The sequence below is a fragment of the Magnetococcus marinus MC-1 genome (assembly GCF_000014865.1).
GTDB classification, from domain to species: domain Bacteria; phylum Pseudomonadota; class Magnetococcia; order Magnetococcales; family Magnetococcaceae; genus Magnetococcus; species Magnetococcus marinus.
The window spans coordinates 4,006,787-4,023,370 of record NC_008576.1 but is presented as its reverse complement, the minus strand read 5'-3'; the positions used below and the strand labels follow the sequence as shown (position 1 = coordinate 4,023,370).

General features: G+C 56.4%; 8 protein-coding genes. All 8 read left to right on the top strand.

All coding sequences use genetic code 11. The features are described from left to right. Positions 1-333 precede the first annotated feature (333 nt). Positions 334-3,921, top strand: coding sequence for a DNA polymerase III subunit alpha (gene dnaE, locus MMC1_RS16530; RefSeq protein ID WP_011714781.1), 3,588 nt, complete (start codon positions 334-336; stop codon positions 3,919-3,921). A 33-nt stretch (positions 3,922-3,954) separates the two neighbouring features. Further along, complete coding sequence (asnB, locus tag MMC1_RS16525; RefSeq protein WP_011714780.1) at positions 3,955-5,916, top strand: asparagine synthase (glutamine-hydrolyzing); 1,962 nt, start codon at positions 3,955-3,957, stop codon at positions 5,914-5,916. Positions 5,917-6,061: 145 nt separating this feature from the next. Next, on the top strand, positions 6,062-6,466 hold the full coding sequence (locus tag MMC1_RS16520) for a response regulator (protein WP_011714779.1): 405 nt from the start codon (positions 6,062-6,064) through the stop codon (positions 6,464-6,466). 7 nt (positions 6,467-6,473) lie between these two features. Next, on the top strand, positions 6,474-10,229 hold the full coding sequence (locus MMC1_RS20545; RefSeq protein ID WP_011714778.1) for a transporter substrate-binding domain-containing protein: 3,756 nt from the start codon (positions 6,474-6,476) through the stop codon (positions 10,227-10,229). Positions 10,230-10,936: 707 nt separating this feature from the next. Beyond that, positions 10,937-11,755, top strand: a complete 819-nt coding sequence (locus MMC1_RS16510; protein ID WP_011714777.1) for a flagellin — start codon at positions 10,937-10,939, stop codon at positions 11,753-11,755. Between the two features lie 154 nt (positions 11,756-11,909). Continuing rightward, entirely contained in the window at positions 11,910-13,901 is a 1,992-nt protein-coding gene (locus MMC1_RS16505; RefSeq protein WP_011714776.1) for an EAL domain-containing protein, read from the top strand. 452 nt (positions 13,902-14,353) lie between these two features. Beyond that, positions 14,354-15,388, top strand: a complete 1,035-nt coding sequence (locus MMC1_RS16500) for a GGDEF domain-containing protein (RefSeq protein WP_011714775.1) — start codon at positions 14,354-14,356, stop codon at positions 15,386-15,388. A 199-nt stretch (positions 15,389-15,587) separates the two neighbouring features. Further along, positions 15,588-16,556, top strand: coding sequence for an acetyl-CoA carboxylase carboxyltransferase subunit alpha (locus MMC1_RS16495; protein ID WP_041641329.1), 969 nt, complete (start codon positions 15,588-15,590; stop codon positions 16,554-16,556). The last annotated feature ends 28 nt before the right edge of the window (positions 16,557-16,584 follow it).

Genomic DNA, 16,584 nt, shown 5'->3' with positions numbered 1-16,584 from the left:
TAAATTTTACCTCAATGGCAAGGTGTGCGGTAAAAGTAAGGATGCGGAAATAAGTATTCAATCCTTAAACCTAAACCATAAGGCTTTATGCTATCAGCGCAAGCGTCATATGGACACACTGCTCTTGTGGAGCGGGGCAAGTCTGGTTCACTGGAAGAGGAAGAGGGCCTGGAAATGCTATTAGAGATGATATGTGATGTCGATAAGGAGGGCTTGATGGCGCCTTTTGCACCTGCCCTTGGTGGGATTCTTCGGGATCTTCTGGCACACTGATCTTGACCACCAAGAACGGTGTTATTGTATCAAAGCCCCCTATTGGAATACGGCTAAGCCATGCCTGCATCCTTTGTTCATCTGCATCTGCATACCGGTTATTCGCTGCTCACCTCGACGGTGCGGCTCAAGCAGGCCATTGAGCGTGCCCAGAGCTTGCAGATGCCGGCCTTGGCGCTGACCGATCAGGGTAATCTGTTTGGCGCGATCCAGTTTTATAGTGGCTGTTTAAAGGCGGGTATCAAACCGCTGTTGGGGGCGCAGCTCTATCTGGTACCCGACCACACCAATAAAGAAGAGCGGGTGGATAAAGAGGTGCGGGATCAAGTGATCCTGCTGTGCCGCAATGAAGAGGGCTGGAAAAACCTCATGCGCCTTATCGCCAAGGGTCACTTGGATGGCAGCCATGGTTTGCCACGCATCGACCTGCCCTTGCTAAAACAACATAGCGCCGGGCTGCTGGCGCTCTCTGCGGGGGCAAAGGGGGCAGTGGGGCGGCTGCTGGCCCAGGAACGCCCCGCCGAGGCCGAGGCCGCCGCTGCCGAACTGGCCGCGATTTTTGGTGACGATGGGCAGATGCCCAATTTTCACCTAGAGCTACAGCGCCACGGTGAACCCGGTGAAGAGAGGCTGATTCAACAGACCGTCGTCCTGGCCCAAAAGCTTAATCTACCCATCGTCGCCAGTTGTGATATCCACTATATGGATCCCGAAGATGCCAACGCCCGGGATGCCCTCTACTGCGTAGGGGCGGTGCGGACTCTATATGAGGAGAATCGCCCGCGCCTCTCAGATCGCTACGCCTTTGCCACCCCTGCGGAGATGGCCGAGCGCTTTGCGGATCTGCCCGAAGCCCTGGAAAATACCCGCCGTATCGCCATGCGCTGTAACCTCCAGCTCAAGCTGGGTACCCCCATGCTGCCCGATTTTGCGCTCCCCCCCGGGCAAACCTTGGAAGGGGAGATGCGCACTCAATCAGAAGCCGGTTTGGAGGAGCGCTTAAGTAAATATGTGTTGCCCCGTTTTCCCGCCGCAGAGCATGCCGAGCTGCGCCAACGTTATCATGACCGGCTCACCTATGAGCTTGGAATTATTAACCAGATGGGTTTCCCTGGTTATTTTCTCATCGTTTCTGACTTCATAAAATGGGGTAAAGATCACCACATTCCGGTGGGGCCGGGGCGGGGCTCGGGGGCGGGTTCGCTGGTGGCTTGGTCTCTCTCCATCACCGACTTGGACCCCATTCGTTATACCCTGCTGTTCGAGCGCTTTCTCAACCCCGAGCGGGTGAGCATGCCTGACTTTGACGTGGATTTTTGCATGGATCGCCGTGAAGAGGTGATCGGCTATGTGCAGCAGAAATATGGGGAGGATCGTGTTGCCCAGATTATTACCTTTGGCACCATGCAGGCCAAGGCGGTGATCCGGGATGTGGGGCGGGTATTGGAGTTCCCCTATGGGCGGGTGGATAAGATCGCCAAATTGGTGCCCAACGTGTTGGGCATCACCCTCAAAGAGGCGCTGGAGCAGGAGCCCCGCCTGCGCGACATGATGGAGGATGAGGAGGAGGTGGGCCACCTAATCAATCTGGCGCTGGCCTTGGAGGGCTCTCCCCGCTCCTGTGGTACCCATGCGGCGGGGGTGGTGATCTCCAATGGACCCTTGACCGATACGGTTCCTCTCTATCGAGATCCCCGCTCCAGCATGCCGGTGACGCAATTTAATATGGGGGATGTGGAGAAGGCCGGGCTGGTCAAGTTTGACTTTTTGGGCCTCAAGACCCTCACGGTGATTGATAATACCCTCAAGATTGTCAACGCCCGCCGTGCGCAGGAGGGTGAACGGGCGGAGGATCGTGTTCCCATTGATATTGCCGCCATTGATATTGAGGATGAGCGGGCCTTTCGGCTGCTTATGGATGGGCGCACCAAGGGGGTGTTTCAGTTGGAATCCTCAGGGATGCGGGAGATCCTGAAAAAGCTGGCACCAGATACCTTTGAGGATATCATCGCGCTGGTGGCTCTCTACCGGCCCGGACCATTGGGTTCGGGCATGGTGGATGACTTTATTGCCCGTAAACATGGGCGGGCGGTGGTGGAGTATCCACTGCCTCAGTTGGAGCCTATCCTGCGAGAGACCTATGGGGTGATCCTCTACCAGGAACAGGTGATGAAAATTGCCCAGGTGCTGGCGGGCTATTCGCTGGGGGCGGCGGATCTGCTGCGCCGGGCGATGGGTAAGAAAAAACCGGAAGAGATGGCCAAGCAGCGCTCCATTTTTATGGACGGTGCCAAAGCCCAACAGATTGATCCAGAGAAAGCCGGTTATATTTTTGATTTGATGGAGAAGTTTGCGGGATATGGTTTTAATAAATCGCACTCGGCGGCCTATGCGCTCATCTCATACCAGACGGCGTGGTTAAAGGCACACTATCCGGTCGCCTTTATGGCGGCCACCCTCAGCGCCGACATCAACAACACTGACAAAGTGGTCAACTTTGTGCGGGAGTGTCACGACATGTCGGTGCAGGTATTGCCGCCAGACGTCAACCGCTCGGCGGTGATTTTTTCGGTACAGCCTGGGGCGGGGGATGAGGATGCGGTGCGCTTTGGCTTGGCGGCCATCAAAAATGTGGGTGAAGCACCCATGGCCGCCTTGGTCAAAGCCCGGGAGGAGGGGGGACCGTTTGCCTCGCTGTTGGATCTCTGTCAGCGCACCGAGGGGGGCAACCTGAACCGGCGCACCCTGGAAAACCTGATCAAGGCGGGGGCCTGTGATGGTTTGGGTAAGGGCAATCGGGCGGCGCTGTTAAGTGCCCTGCCCGAGGCATTAAACCGAGGAACCCAGCACCAGAAGGATCAAAAGCTGGGGTTTATGAATCTGTTTGGGGACGAAGAGGCGGAAAACAGCGAAAGCACCGCCAATTGGAAACTGCCCGAAGTGCCGGATTGGCCGGAAGAGGAGCGCCTAGAACGTGAAAAAGAGGCGCTGGGTTTTTATATCTCCAGCCATCCGCTGCGCAAATATGAGGCGGAGATGCACGATTATGGTCTCATGAGCCTTTCGGAGCTGCGGGAGAAATATGGCCCCACCAGTCAGGAACCCATGGGCAATGATGGGCGGGTTTCGGTGCGTTTTACCGGGGTGGTGGTGGAGCGCAAACTGCACCGCACCAAAAAGGGCGACCGCATGCTGTTTGTCACCCTGGAGGATATGTTGGGGCAGATGGAGGGGGTGGTGTTTCCCGATGCTTATGTGGCCAATCGGGAGGTGCTGGAGGAGGAGGGGCCGTTAATCTTTGAGGGGCAGGCCGAGGTGCGCGATGAAGAGGTCAAGGTGGCCATCCACAGCGCCGTCACGCTCAACAACTATCGACGTCACGCCTGTCGTTTTTTGCGGGTAGAGGTGCCTGCCGGGCTGCTGCGGGGTGGCGGTTTGGATGAGTTAATGGCCCTGCTGCAACCCCACATCGGGGTGGATGGCTGCCGTACCATCCTGGTGGTGCGCATGGCCAAAGCGCGGGTGACGCTGGAACTGACCCTGCCGGGTCTGGTGGTGCCCAGCGATGGGGTATTGGATACCCTCATCCAACGGTTTGGTAACGGGGCGGCCAGTTTTCGCAAAACCCTTAATCTTCCAGCGGCATAGTGGTATTTTGCGCAAAGAAAAGGTAGGCCCGGCATGTGTGGTATTAGTGGTTTTTATCAGCCAGCGGCCAGTGAGCAGGAGTTGGCACATAACATCACCCGCATGACGGCGACCTTGCAGCGGCGCGGTCCCGATGATGGCGGCTTTTGGTTGGAACCTTCGTGTGGGCTGGCGTTGGGGCATCGGCGTTTGGCGATTCAGGATCTCTCCCCGTTGGGGCATCAGCCCATGGCCGATGCCAGTGGTCGTTACCAGATTGTTTTTAATGGTGAGATCTATAATTTTCTTGAGTTAAAACAAAATTTAGAACGTCACTATGGCCCGCAGCCATGGCGGGGCCATAGCGATACGGAGGTGCTGTTGGCCCTCATTGGGCATAGCGGCCTAGAGGCCGCATTGGCCCAGTGTCGGGGCATGTTTGCATTGGCCCTGTGGGACCGCCAGCAGCGCATTCTGACCCTAGCGCGAGATCGGCTAGGCGAAAAACCCCTCTATTATGGTCGCCAGGGTGACAGCCTGCTGTTTGCTTCGGAGCTTAAAGCGCTGCGGGCGCACCCCCATTGGCAGGGGGGGGTGGATCGGCATGCGTTGACCCTGTTTATGCGACACAGCACCGTACCTGCCCCCTACACCATCCATCCGGGCATTCATAAGCTGCAAGCGGGCTGTTATCAGCGTTTTCAGTGGCACCCTGAGCAGGGGATGCAGGATCTGGGCATGATCCACTATTGGAGTATGTCTCAGGTGGTGGCGCATGCCAACGCGCACCCCTTTGATGGCGATGAGACGGCGGCCTTGCAGGCGGTGGAACAACAGCTCATGGCGATTATAGGCCGACAGATGGTCGCCGATGTGCCCCTGGGGGCCTTTCTCTCGGGGGGGATTGATTCCTCCTTGATTACCGCCATGATGCAGGCCCAGAGCAGCCGCCCGGTGCAGAGCTTTACCATCGGCTTTGCCGAAGCCAGCCATGACGAAAGCGCCTATGCCCAAGCCATTGCCCGCCATTTGGGCACCCAGCATACCACTTTGCAGGTGACGCCTCAGGATGCCTTGGCGTTGGTGCCAAGCCTGCCCTTAATCTACGATGAACCCTTCTCCGATGCCTCGCAACTGCCGACCACGCTGCTGGCGGGGCTGACCCGCCAACATGTGACGGTGGCGCTGTCGGGGGATGGCGGTGACGAGCTGTTTGGGGGTTATGATCGCTATGGGGAGAGCATGGCGCTGTGGCGGTTGCGGGGGCGGGTGCCTAGCCCCTTGCGGCGCCCTTTAGCCCGGGCTGGACGGGCATTGCCCAGTGGCGTGTGGTCGGCCCTGTTGCGCCCTGTGGCGGCTTGCTTGCCCGCCAAGGCACGGGATAATCCTGGGGATATTGTACATAAGATGATGGATCTGCTGGTGCAGCCGGATTTTGCCCATCTCTATCGGCACATGCTCTCGCACTGGAGTGATCCTGGCAATCTGGTGGTGGGAGGGCACGAGCCACCGACCAATCTAACCCGTGGTTGGACACAGCCTTGGCGGCAAGATCCCGTGGCCCAAATGATGTATTGGGACACGCTGCTCTATCTGCCCGACGATATTTTGGTCAAGGTGGATCGGGCGGCCATGTGGTCCAGCCTAGAGTGTCGCATTCCACTGTTGGATCACCGCTTGGTGGAGCTGGTGTGGTCCATGCCGATGCATTTTAAACGACGGGATGGTGTGCCGAAATGGCTACTCCAGCGGCTGTTGGGGAAGCGCGTACCCGAGGCGTTGTTTGAGCGGCCCAAGATGGGTTTTGGGGTGCCATTAGAGCGCTGGTTGCGGGGTCCCCTCAAAGGGTGGGCGCAAGATCTGCTCGCCCCGGCTTTGTTGCAGCGTCAGGGCTATCTTAATCCAGAACCCATTGCGCGGATCTGGCGGCAGCATCAACAAGGCAGCCATAATTGGCACCATCTATTATGGGATCTATTAATGTGGCAGGCGTGGTTGGCTGAGCACGAAGGTTAAACCGCCCAGAGGGTCGAACCTACCCCCTCTGGGCGCTGGGATTAAATGAGATAGTAGGGGTGGGCGGCGGTATTGATTGTGTTTTGTTGTTACTTATGGTGATATTAAAGAGAGATTTTTTTTGCAGCTTTTGGTGGGGAGTGATATGGCAACCATTTTATTTATTGATGATGATGAGGTGATGTTAACCCTTATCTCACCGCAATTGGAGGAGTTTGGCTACCAACTGGTGCATGCCTTCTCCGGGCGGGAAGGTATGCAGGCCTTACAAGAGCATGCCATAGATCTGATTTTAACCGACCTAGATATGCCGGACATGAACGGTATAGAGATGATTCAACAGATCCGAGCACAGGAGGAGAGTGCGCATATTCCGATCGTCGTATTAACCGCATACGACTCATTGGTACTCTCCAAACAAGCGACAAGTTTGGGGGCTGACCTGTTCCAAAGCAAGCCGGTGGATGTGGCCCGTCTACATCCTGAGTTGCAGGCATTATTAAACAAAACCTCTGCCGCCAAGCTTGGTGGCAGCAGTCGACAGAACTGAACGGGTCATGGTGCGCCCTCTCTACATATGGGTGCTATTACTGGTCTTGAGTATTCCCGGTTTGGGGGCGTCGTTGGCCCATGGCGAGGGATTGCTCTCTAACGACCTGCAAGCTTACCTAAAACAGCTAGGCAAGATCCGCATGTGTGTGGCACCCGATTGGATGCCCTATGAGCAGGTAGATGCCCAGGGTCGTCATGTGGGTATGGCTGCGGACTACATGCGTCTGTTTGAACAGCGTTTGCATACCCCGATCCAACTGGTTCCCACCGCCAGTTGGGCGCAGAGCCTGGAGGCATCCCGCCAGGGTCTGTGTGATATTCTCTCCTTGGTCAACGAAACCCCCCAGCGACAAGCATGGCTTGATTTTACCACACCTTATCTGCGTTCTCCGGCGGTGTTGGTGGTCAGGCGTGATCGCCCAGATAGGGTGCAAGATATCGCGCAGATGCGTGGGCTAAAATTGGGCATCACCAAGGGTGCTGTGTTTGCGGAGACGGTTAAGCCCAACCACCCTGAAATAACCCATGTAAGCGCCAATAGTGTGGATGAGCTGTTGGAGATGGTCTCTAACGGCCAGTTGGATGGCGCGGTCGCCTCGCTCTATGTGGCTTCCCATCGGATTCGCGATCTGGGCTTGGCCAACCTCATCATTGGTAAGGTGGCGGGGCCGCCCTTGATGCTAAGAGTGGGGGTGCGTAAAGGGGCTCCTGAGCTGTTGCAAGCTTTTCAAGCGGTGGTGGATGGCATAAGTCAAGAGGATCATATCCGCATACGCACCAAATGGCACCCGGTTCTGGCGGGTGAGTTGGATGCCTGGCGTCTGTCACTTAATCCTGCCCAGCAAGCATATCTGCAAGAAAAAAAAAGGATTAGCTATTGCGTTGACCCCCATTGGTATCCTTTAGAGAGCATGGATGAGGGTGGCTTCCATGTGGGTATGTCGGCAGACTATATGGCGCTGATGGGCCAACGTTTGGGTGTGCCGCTGCGGTTGGTTGCCAGCCACTCTTGGAGCGACTCGCTACGTATGGTGCGATTGGGCCAGTGTGATATGCTGGCTTTGGCTCAGGAGACGGCGGCGCGTGGCAGCTTTTTAAAGTTTACCGATCCCTATTTTTCTACCCCGGTGGTGTTGGTTACCCGCAAGGATGCGCCCTTTCTGGCGGGTATAACCGATATTGGGGATAAAGAGGTGGCTATCCCCCTTAATTTTGCCACCTATGATTTGGTCCGGCAAGACTATCCATGGATACCGATCCGTGATGTGGCAACGGTCGATGAGGGGCTGCAAAAGGTGAGTCGGGGAGATCTGTTTGCCTTGATCAGTGCGCTACCGGTGGCCTACTACAGTCTTACCCTAGGTCCGTTGGATAATCTAAAGATCTCTGGTCATACCGACTATAAACTCAAACTGGGGGTGGGGGTGCGTAAGCAGGACGCCATGTTGCATGAGATTATGCAGCTCGCGGTGCGTAGCATTACCCCTGAGGAGCATATTCATATCCGCCAGAAATGGGGCATGGCATCCCTGAGTCCACAGACGGACATCGCCCTTTTGTTAAAAGTTGGTGCCGGGCTGCTGCTTGCGTTTGTCATGGTTTTGATTTGGAACAGAAAATTATCCAGGCTTACCAAGCAGTTGCAACTGGCCAGTGCCGAGGCGCGGGTGGCCAGTGAGACCAAAAATCTCTTTTTGGCCAATATGAGCCACGAGGTACGCACGCCGTTGAACGCCATTATTGGCATGTCCCGGCTGGCGCAAGATCTTAGAGAAGAGCATGTTCGCCAAGATTATTTGGTCAAGATCCATGGGGCATCCCAATCGCTGCTGGCGATTATTAATGATTTGTTGGATTTTTCCAAATTGGAGGCCGGTAAGCTGGCACTGGAGCGTACCCCCTTCCAGATCGATGAGGTGATTGCCAATATCAACGCCATCTTGGGGCATAAAGCGGTACAAAAGGAGCTCTCGATTCGCTACTACGTGGATGCCGATGTGCCCAATCATGTGGTGGGCGATCCGTTACGTTTGGGGCAGGTGTTGATTAATTTGATGGGCAATGCCGTCAAATTTACCGACCAGGGTTATATTGCTTTGCGGGTTGAGCAGGTTGCCCATAGCGAGCATCGTTTACGCCTGCGTTTTTCGGTGAAGGATAGTGGGGTGGGTATCTCCCCCAGTGCGGTTGCGGGTCTGTTCCAAGCCTTTACCCAGGCGGATAACTCCATAACCCGGCGCTTTGGTGGTACCGGCCTCGGATTGGTGATTAGCCGTGAGTTGGTGAAGGTCATGGGGGGCGATATCCATGTCGAGAGCGAGCTTGGGGTGGGTAGCCGCTTCTTTTTTGAAGCCGAGTTTGTGCCCATTGATGAGGGCTTGCATGCCAAAACCGAGCAGCCTTGGCAAGGGCGCGGGGCGGTTGTGGTTGACGCGGATCGCGATGAACAAAATTATCTAAAACATATCCTTGAACGGTGCGGCTTGGGGTGCCACTGCTACAGCGATCCGACGCTGTTGTTGAGTGAGGCTTTTGCTCGTCTGGATCCTGCACCGCATTATCTGTTTATTCGCGAGTCCAGCCTCTCCAGCAGCGCCTTGGAGCATCTTTCCCACCATCTGCGGCACCATGGGGTTGTTAAGCCCATGAAGCAGATTTTGTTGTGTCGCCGCCAAGGTGGTGACGAGCGGTCGGGTTGGCATAGCCCCCTGATGGATAAAATGTTGGTAGAGCCTCTGCATGCGCAACAGTTGCGCCGTCTGCTTGCGCAGTTAGAGGGGATTGAGACGCAGGAGGGGGGTGGGTTAAACGATGGGGTTTCGGCAGCGCGTCTGCGGCGCATCCAAGGGGCTCGGGTGTTGTTAGTGGAGGATAACGCCCTTAACCAACAGGTTGCGGTGGCCTTTTTAGAGCAGGCGGGCATGGAGGTGGCGGTTGCTGAAAATGGTTTGCGTTGTATTGAGATGGCTGAGCAATCGCATTATGACTTGGTGTTCATGGACATTCAGATGCCGGTGATGGATGGTCTGGAGGCGACCCGCCAGTTGCGCCAACGGTCAGCCTTGGCCAAGTTGCCAATCATTGCCATGACGGCGCAGGCCATGCCCAGTGAACGGGAATGTTCGATGGTGGCGGGCTTGGATGACTATTTGACCAAACCGGTCTCTCCAGAAGCCATTCAACAGATGTTGGTGCGTTGGATTAGTCCCCGTCACCCGGCCAAAGTGCGCACCCAAATGGTCGAGCCGGCGGTCATGCCTGTGAAGGTCGTTGAGCCGACTTTGCCGTTTAAGGCCTCCCCCGGTTTGGGCGATACCCCGACGCAGCGTTTGCAGGAGGATGCTCACGAAGAGGTCGCTGCGGGGCGTGCAGAGGATTTGGCGCGGTTTGACACGATTACTCAGATGGATGTGTCGGTGGGGTTAAGCCGCACGGGTAACAGTGCCAAGCTTTATGAGCAGCTTTTGCGGGGCTTTTTAGAGCGCTACTTGGATGCCCCCTTGCGGTTGGATGCCATGCAGAGCAAGCAAGCTTGGGCAGAGATTGGCGATTTGGCCCATGCCATTAAAGGGGTGGCGTCGTATATGGCGGCAGAGGCGTTGGTGCATGCGGCGCAAGCGATGGATCAAGCGGTTAAGCAGGAGAGTACGCACCGTTTTGAAGAGATTGCCGGGATGCTCAATCATGAGCTTAAATTGGTCTTGGCAGATTTACAGGTATGGCGCTCGGGCCAGCCACCACAGCAGGATGCTTCACAGTAATTTCTCGCGTTAATCCGTGTCGGGCGGCCCTAAGGGTGGCCGGATAGGGCATCTTTTCAGCACGCCTCTCAAACATTCCTCTTTTTTTATCGGTGCCGAGCCCCCCTGAGCATGGCTGGGCAGGGCATTTTTTCACGATGCTTTGCCCCATACGGCAAAAAATGCCCCCTTGGGCGCCCGGTAAGAAGTGCCGGAGGGTGCCGGATCTGCCGTTTTCTTATGGGGGAGGGTAGGTCATGATCTTGTTGGAATGGTTCGAAGTTTCATGTGAGTTGTTAAGTTGGCCTGTGGTTTGCTTCGTAAAATAACGGGTCAAGATGGTAAAGCAGCAGCGTTTGGCCCGCTGGAAAAGAATAAAAAAAACGGTAGGGGAACATTTTTTTCTAAAGTATCTTGTTCACGTACCGATAAGCTGAACTGGAGGGGTAGGTTTTTACGGCGTAGGTCAGCCTCTTCGGGTGGACATCATTATATAAAAGCTGGGTGGTTCAATAAACACACTGGCTGGTAGGAAAAAACGCCCATACCACCGATCAACAGGTGGGGCTGCCAACAACGGGTTGAGATGCAGCTAAAATAAAGAGGGCGAGGCAGGGATAGGCCGAAGTGACACGTAGGATGGGCGTCCGCGCGTGCCAAGGGGAGGGAAGTTAACCCCACTGCCAACGACACTATGACGAATCGAGAAATACAAGAGGAAGAACATCATGTCTATCACCGTGAACAGTGCTATGTTTGTTGCGCCACAGAGCGGTAGTCAACTTTTTAAGGTTCAGGAAGAGAGTAAGAGTTCATTTGCCGCGCTCTCCTCCGGTATCAAGATAAATCAGGCCAGTGACAACCCAGGCTTAATGGGTATGATCAGTCGTCTGACCAGTGAAGTGCGTAATATTAATGTGGCCCGCCAGAATGTGAACCAAGGGGTTTCCCTCTCCCAGGTTGCACAGACCGGTGTGAGCATTGTTAGTGACGACGTGCAGCGTCTGCGGGAGCTGGCGGTGCAGGCGGCCAACGGTACCTTGAGCGATGCGGATCGCTCCAATTTGCATCAGGAGGCCGCGCAGCTCCAACAGAACATTGCGGATACCATTCGCGATACCCAATTTAATGGGCAAAGCTTGTTGGATCGCAACAGCAGCATCTCCATTCAGTCGGGTTCGGGTGCGGGGGATCAGACGGATTTACAACTGCGGGATCTGTCGGGGCTTAACAGCACGGGTACCATTGATCTGAGCAGTCAGGCTGGGGCAGAAGCCGCGTTGGCTCAGTTGGATGCCGATTTGCAGGAGCTAAGCGACTTTAACAGCAGCTTGGGTTCTTATCAAAACCGTTTGGAGGCCGCTGCCGACACCATCAGCCAAGCCGCGATTAATACCGAGGCAGCGCGGGCGCAGGTGCGGGATACCGATATTGCGGCGGAGATGGCCCGTCAAACCGGTTCAGCGATTCGTATGCAGAGTGTCATTGCGGTACAGGCCCAGGCGACCCAGATTTCTGAGCATATTGTGGCGCGTTTGATGGGGTAGTGGTGGCGCAAAAGCGTTTTGTAGAAACAGCCCCCTTGGTTTTACTGAGGGGGCTGTTTCTATGGTGGGGGTATGCTCTCCGCCTTGAGTCCAGGGGGGGTGGCGTTTAACATGGGTGGCCTGATTGTTTAGCACCTGCCTTGAGGCCGTCGCCATGATCCGTACCGTTCAGCTCCTTCTCACGCTTACGCTGATGGCGTTGTTGCTGCTGCCCAACACCATGCCCAACAGCCAGCCAGCCCCTCATGGAACGAGCCAGCGCATTCAGGCGCAGTCGTTGCTGCACCATGCCTATAACCAGGGCTATGCTTGGCAACAGCTGTTGGTGGAGGGGCTGGAGGCGACAGCTTTTGAACGTGCGCTGGCCCGTTTTCATGAACAGCGCCGGCTTACCCGTGATGGCTTGCAGCAGATGGTGGGCGGGGCGGGCGAGGCAGATAGGGTGGTATGGCAGGGGTTGATGCAGAGCCACGCCGCCCTGGATGGGGCCTTTCGGTTGGCGTTGGAACGGTATCAAGTGGTACAGCAAAATCCTAAGGGGGCTGCCGTGGCGGTGATGCCCGACTATGCGGCACAGTTTTTAAACCCGTTGCAGCAGGCCGTGGTGGGGTTGCAGCAGGATGGCGGGAGGGCGAGGTCCGTAGGATGGCTGGGCGCGGTGGGGTTGATGGGTGGGCTCGGGTTGGTGATTGGGGGGCTCTTGCTGGGCACGCTGTTGTTAAAGGGGCGCTATGGGGTGGTGTGGCAAGGTTCGGTAGGGCTGCTCAACGGTTTGTGGCCGAAGGATTTACCCCCCCTGCCGCCGATACGGCGGGGGGGCGAGTTGGCCTGGATGGAGCAGGCCTTGTTGCGATTGACACAGGCGTACAAAACAGGGTGTGAGGAGATCACCGCGCAGCTTGCCAGCCGCCCAGAGGTGCTAGATGGTGCGCCTCGCGGGTTGTGGCAAGGGGGTAGCGGGAGTCCCAAGGATATCCATGGGGTAGTGGTGGTGGTGCTGGAGGCGTTACCCCAGTTGGCCGCCCAGTGGGGTACGCTGCCCTTGGAGCAGCGTTTAAGGGATACGCTTGAGCGGTTGCAACAGCCATTAGAGGGGGTGCAGGCAACGGTGGCGCTGTGGGGAATGGATGCCATAGCGGTACGGTTGCCGCCACTTCCGGAACAGTTGGCGTTGGCGGGCTGGGTCAGCCGTATTAGCGCGGTTGTGCATGGGCCCTCTCAGCAGGATCCTCTACCGCTGCCATGGCGGGGGCAGATCGGGGTGGCGCTGGGGGCCGATGGTGATCTCTCCGCAGCGCTGCGGCGGGCGTGGTTGGCAGCGCACCAGCCCAAGCAGGGCGGCTATCGCTGCTATGCAGCCCCCCAGGATGGGCCTTTGGAGGGGCTCCAGAGCTGGTTATCGCTGAGCGTTGCGGTGCAGGCTCGGCAGGGAGAGCCCCGTTTTACGCCGGTGGTGACCCTGCGGGAAGGGGGTATGGCCTATTTAGAAATGACCATGCAGTGGCAGCATGCCAATGGTGCGGCGGTGGTGTGGCCCGAGGGATTTTCAACATGGCAGAACAGCTTGCAGTTGCCAGGGGTGGCCTTTTGGCTGTTAGAGCAAGCGATCTATGCGCTACACCGTTGGGGTGAACGAACGCTGTCGCTGTTGGTGGATCTGCAAGGCTGGCCACTCCCGGAACGGGAAATGGTGGGGCGGTTGCGTACCCTATTGGTGCGGTTGCAGGTGCAGCCCCAGCAGTTGGTGCTGTTGATGGATCATCAAAGCTGGAACGAGAGCCTTCAACAAAGGGCGTGGCAGGGGTGGCAGGCTTTGGGCTGCGGCTTGGCAATTGGTGGAATCGCTGGGGTGGCGCAGTGGCAGAGCTGGCCAGAAGGGTGCATGGTGCGCCTGGATGGGCATGTACTGCAACGCATGCAGGGTGAAGGCAGCGGTGCGGCGGCGGAGTTGGAGGCGATGGCGTTAATGGCGCGGGAGCAGGGCATGCAACTGCTGGTCAGCGGGGTGGAGAATCGGATTGGTCTGGAGTTGAGTAAATCGTTGGGCTGCGACGCCTTTGCGGGGGCCTTTATCGCAGAACCCATGGATGAGACCAGCTTTTTGCAGTGGCGTAACCACTCCCCATGGGTGGGTGGGCAAGGCTGACGGCACTTTATGTAAAGGGATTGCCTTAGCGTTATGATTAAACGAGATTTTTGTATCGTTAGCGGTATGTTTCCCGTGGCGCATACGGCACCTTTTACCCCCTGCCTTGAAAAGCTTTCCTAACCTGTTCCTATTGCGAGGGGTCGGGTTTGGTTGTTACCCAATGTTACCTTTAGCCTGTTTATAATCCATCAATAAAATCAAACAGTAAAGATGCTTTTGTGACGATGTTTGCAGTTGGCATGCTCTTGGCTACAGGTAAGTTTGCAAAGCTAAGTTTGCAAAGCTAAGTTTGCAAAAATTGAATCTGTAGCAGGGCCTGAGCTGTTACGGTGGCAGGGGGCTAGGCGGGTGTGGTGGTAAGCCCCATTCATTCTGTCGTGTGCGGTGAGAAAATCATTTGTGGGATAGGCTGTTTTGCGGGCTAACCCCTCGGTTAGAGAGGTCGTCGTATGGGCATTGAGATCAAGCGGCAGTGGGATCGTGGCGCGCAACTGCATCTGCTGGCTTGCAACCCCAAGGATTTGGTGGAAGAGCTCAACCGTTACCGATTGCAGAGCGAGCAGTTGGAGCGGGTCTATGAGTTGCACCGTCGTTTGGGGGAGAAGCCCGATCTGGCCTCGATGATGGAAGCCTTTTCGGCATGGTTAAAGAGCTATTTTCCCCATGAGTTGGTGGCCTATCGGCATGGTGGGCGGCGGCGTTCGTATATCTCGTGTAGCTGTCATGGTCCGCAGCGGCAGAGTTTGGTGGATGCGGCCTCCCAGCTTTTAACGGCGGAGTCGGTGGCCTCTACGTTGGGTCATCTGGACCTGTTGGATATGCGTTACCGATTTTTGCTGCTCAATCCCGAGCCGGCTGCGGAGCGGTTGTTGCTTATTTTTGACCAGCAGAGCGATGTGGATGGTTATGAAGCGATGGTCACGTTGGTGGCTCGGGAGTTACGTGGCCCGCTGGATCGTGTTTTGGCTTATGAGGATCTTTATGATCAGGCGCGTCGGGATGCTTTGACCGGTCTGGTTAACCGCCGGGTATTGGATGAGCGGTTGGAGCAGGAGGTGGCCAATGCGGTGCGCTATGGGCATCCCCTCTGTTTGGCGTATCTGGATCTGGACCATTTTAAGGCGGTCAACGATGTGTTGGGCCATGCTGAAGGGGATGTGGCGCTGCGGCAGGTCTCCTTGGCGCTATCGGGTATGATCCGCGACTCGGACTGCTTGGCACGGGTTGGGGGAGATGAGTTTGCCATGATTTTACCCCACACTGATCTGGAGCGGGGGCGTAAATTTATGGAGCGGCTCTGCACCACGGTGCGTTCGTTGAACATTCAAGCGCCGGGCCACCCTGTGTTAGGGGTGAGTATTGGCATTAGCCAATGGCACAGTGGGTTGGCGATGGATCACTGGTTAGAGGTCACGGATGCCGCCCTCTATAAGGCCAAGGCCGGGGGGCGTTGCCGGGTCTGTACGGCGGAGGGTGAGGAATAAGAGTGTGTTGGGTGATGCTAGGGAAACGGCGTGAGGCAGGTTGTCACGCCGTTTTTCTATTTTGGGGGTGGGGTTGTGGCTGTTTTGGCTTCCCCTGACATGGGAAAGGGCGTAATCTATGGGGCCTTAACCCCATGGTCCATGTCGTCACGAGCTCGGTCTGTTGAGGCTGGCTGTGCATATCGGTAACGGAACTCTCATGAACCAAGCCCGCAATTTCCTTGAATTTGAACGTCCCATTGGCGAATTAATGGCCAAGGTGGATGAGTTGCGCCATCTCTCCAGCAACTCCGATATAAATATTGAGGAGCAAATTCAGCAACTGGAGCAGAAGGCTCGCACGCTGACCGTAGAGATTTTCGCCAAGCTGACCCCGTGGCAGAAGACGCAGCTCTCCCGTCATCCCGATCGCCCTTATACCAGCGACTATCTGGAGTTGGTGTTTGATGATTTTGTTGAGCTGCATGGGGATCGTCGTTATGCCGATGATCTTGCTTTAATTGCTGGCATGGCCCGGCTGAATGGGCGGGATGTGATGGTGATGGGGCAGGAGAAGGGGCGCGGCACCAAGGAGAAGGTGACACGTAACTTTGGTATGCCCAGGCCAGAGGGGTATCGCAAAGCGTTACGCTTGATGAAGATGGCAGAAAAGTTTCGCATGCCCATTATCGCCCTGATTGACACGCCGGGAGCCTATCCGGGCAAGGGGGCGGAGCAGCGTGGGCAGGCGGAGGCGATTGCGCGCAATCTTAAAGAGATGGTGATGCTCAAGGTGCCCATGATTTCGGTGGTGGTGGGCGAGGGGGGCTCGGGTGGTGCGCTGGCCATTGGTATGGGCAACCGGGTGATGATGATGCAGTATGCCATCTATTCGGTCATTTCGCCGGAGGGGTGTGCCTCGATTTTGTGGAAAGATGCTGGCAAGGCCTCCTTAGCGGCTGAGGCGATGCGTTTGACGGCGGATGAAATTTTGGAGACTGGTGTGATTGATGGCATCGTGCCGGAGCCGGTGGGGGGTGCGCACCGTAACCGTGAGGAGGCCGCGCGTCTGTTAAAGGTGCATTTGGTCAAGCAGTTGGATGGTCTGTTGGCTCTATCGCCAGAAGAGCTTCAGCAGCAGCGCTATGAAAAATTTATGGCCATGGGTGAGCTGGAAGAGGTGGGCTAATCCCCGTCGCTCCATGGTTAGGCATACG

Bases quoted from the DNA above. Each gene is read 5' to 3' on its own strand.
- MMC1_RS16510 (WP_011714777.1), top strand. From the start codon at position 10,937: ATGTCTATCACCGTGAACAGTGCTATGTTTGTTGCGCCACAGAGCGGT.
- asnB (WP_011714780.1), top strand. From the start codon at position 3,955: ATGTGTGGTATTAGTGGTTTTTATCAGCCAGCGGCCAGTGAGCAGGAG.
- MMC1_RS16505 (WP_011714776.1), top strand. From the start codon at position 11,910: ATGATCCGTACCGTTCAGCTCCTTCTCACGCTTACGCTGATGGCGTTG.
- MMC1_RS16500 (WP_011714775.1), top strand. From the start codon at position 14,354: ATGGGCATTGAGATCAAGCGGCAGTGGGATCGTGGCGCGCAACTGCAT.
- dnaE (WP_011714781.1), top strand. From the start codon at position 334: ATGCCTGCATCCTTTGTTCATCTGCATCTGCATACCGGTTATTCGCTG.
- MMC1_RS16520 (WP_011714779.1), top strand. From the start codon at position 6,062: ATGGCAACCATTTTATTTATTGATGATGATGAGGTGATGTTAACCCTT.
- MMC1_RS16495 (WP_041641329.1), top strand. From the start codon at position 15,588: ATGAACCAAGCCCGCAATTTCCTTGAATTTGAACGTCCCATTGGCGAA.
- MMC1_RS20545 (WP_011714778.1), top strand. From the start codon at position 6,474: ATGGTGCGCCCTCTCTACATATGGGTGCTATTACTGGTCTTGAGTATT.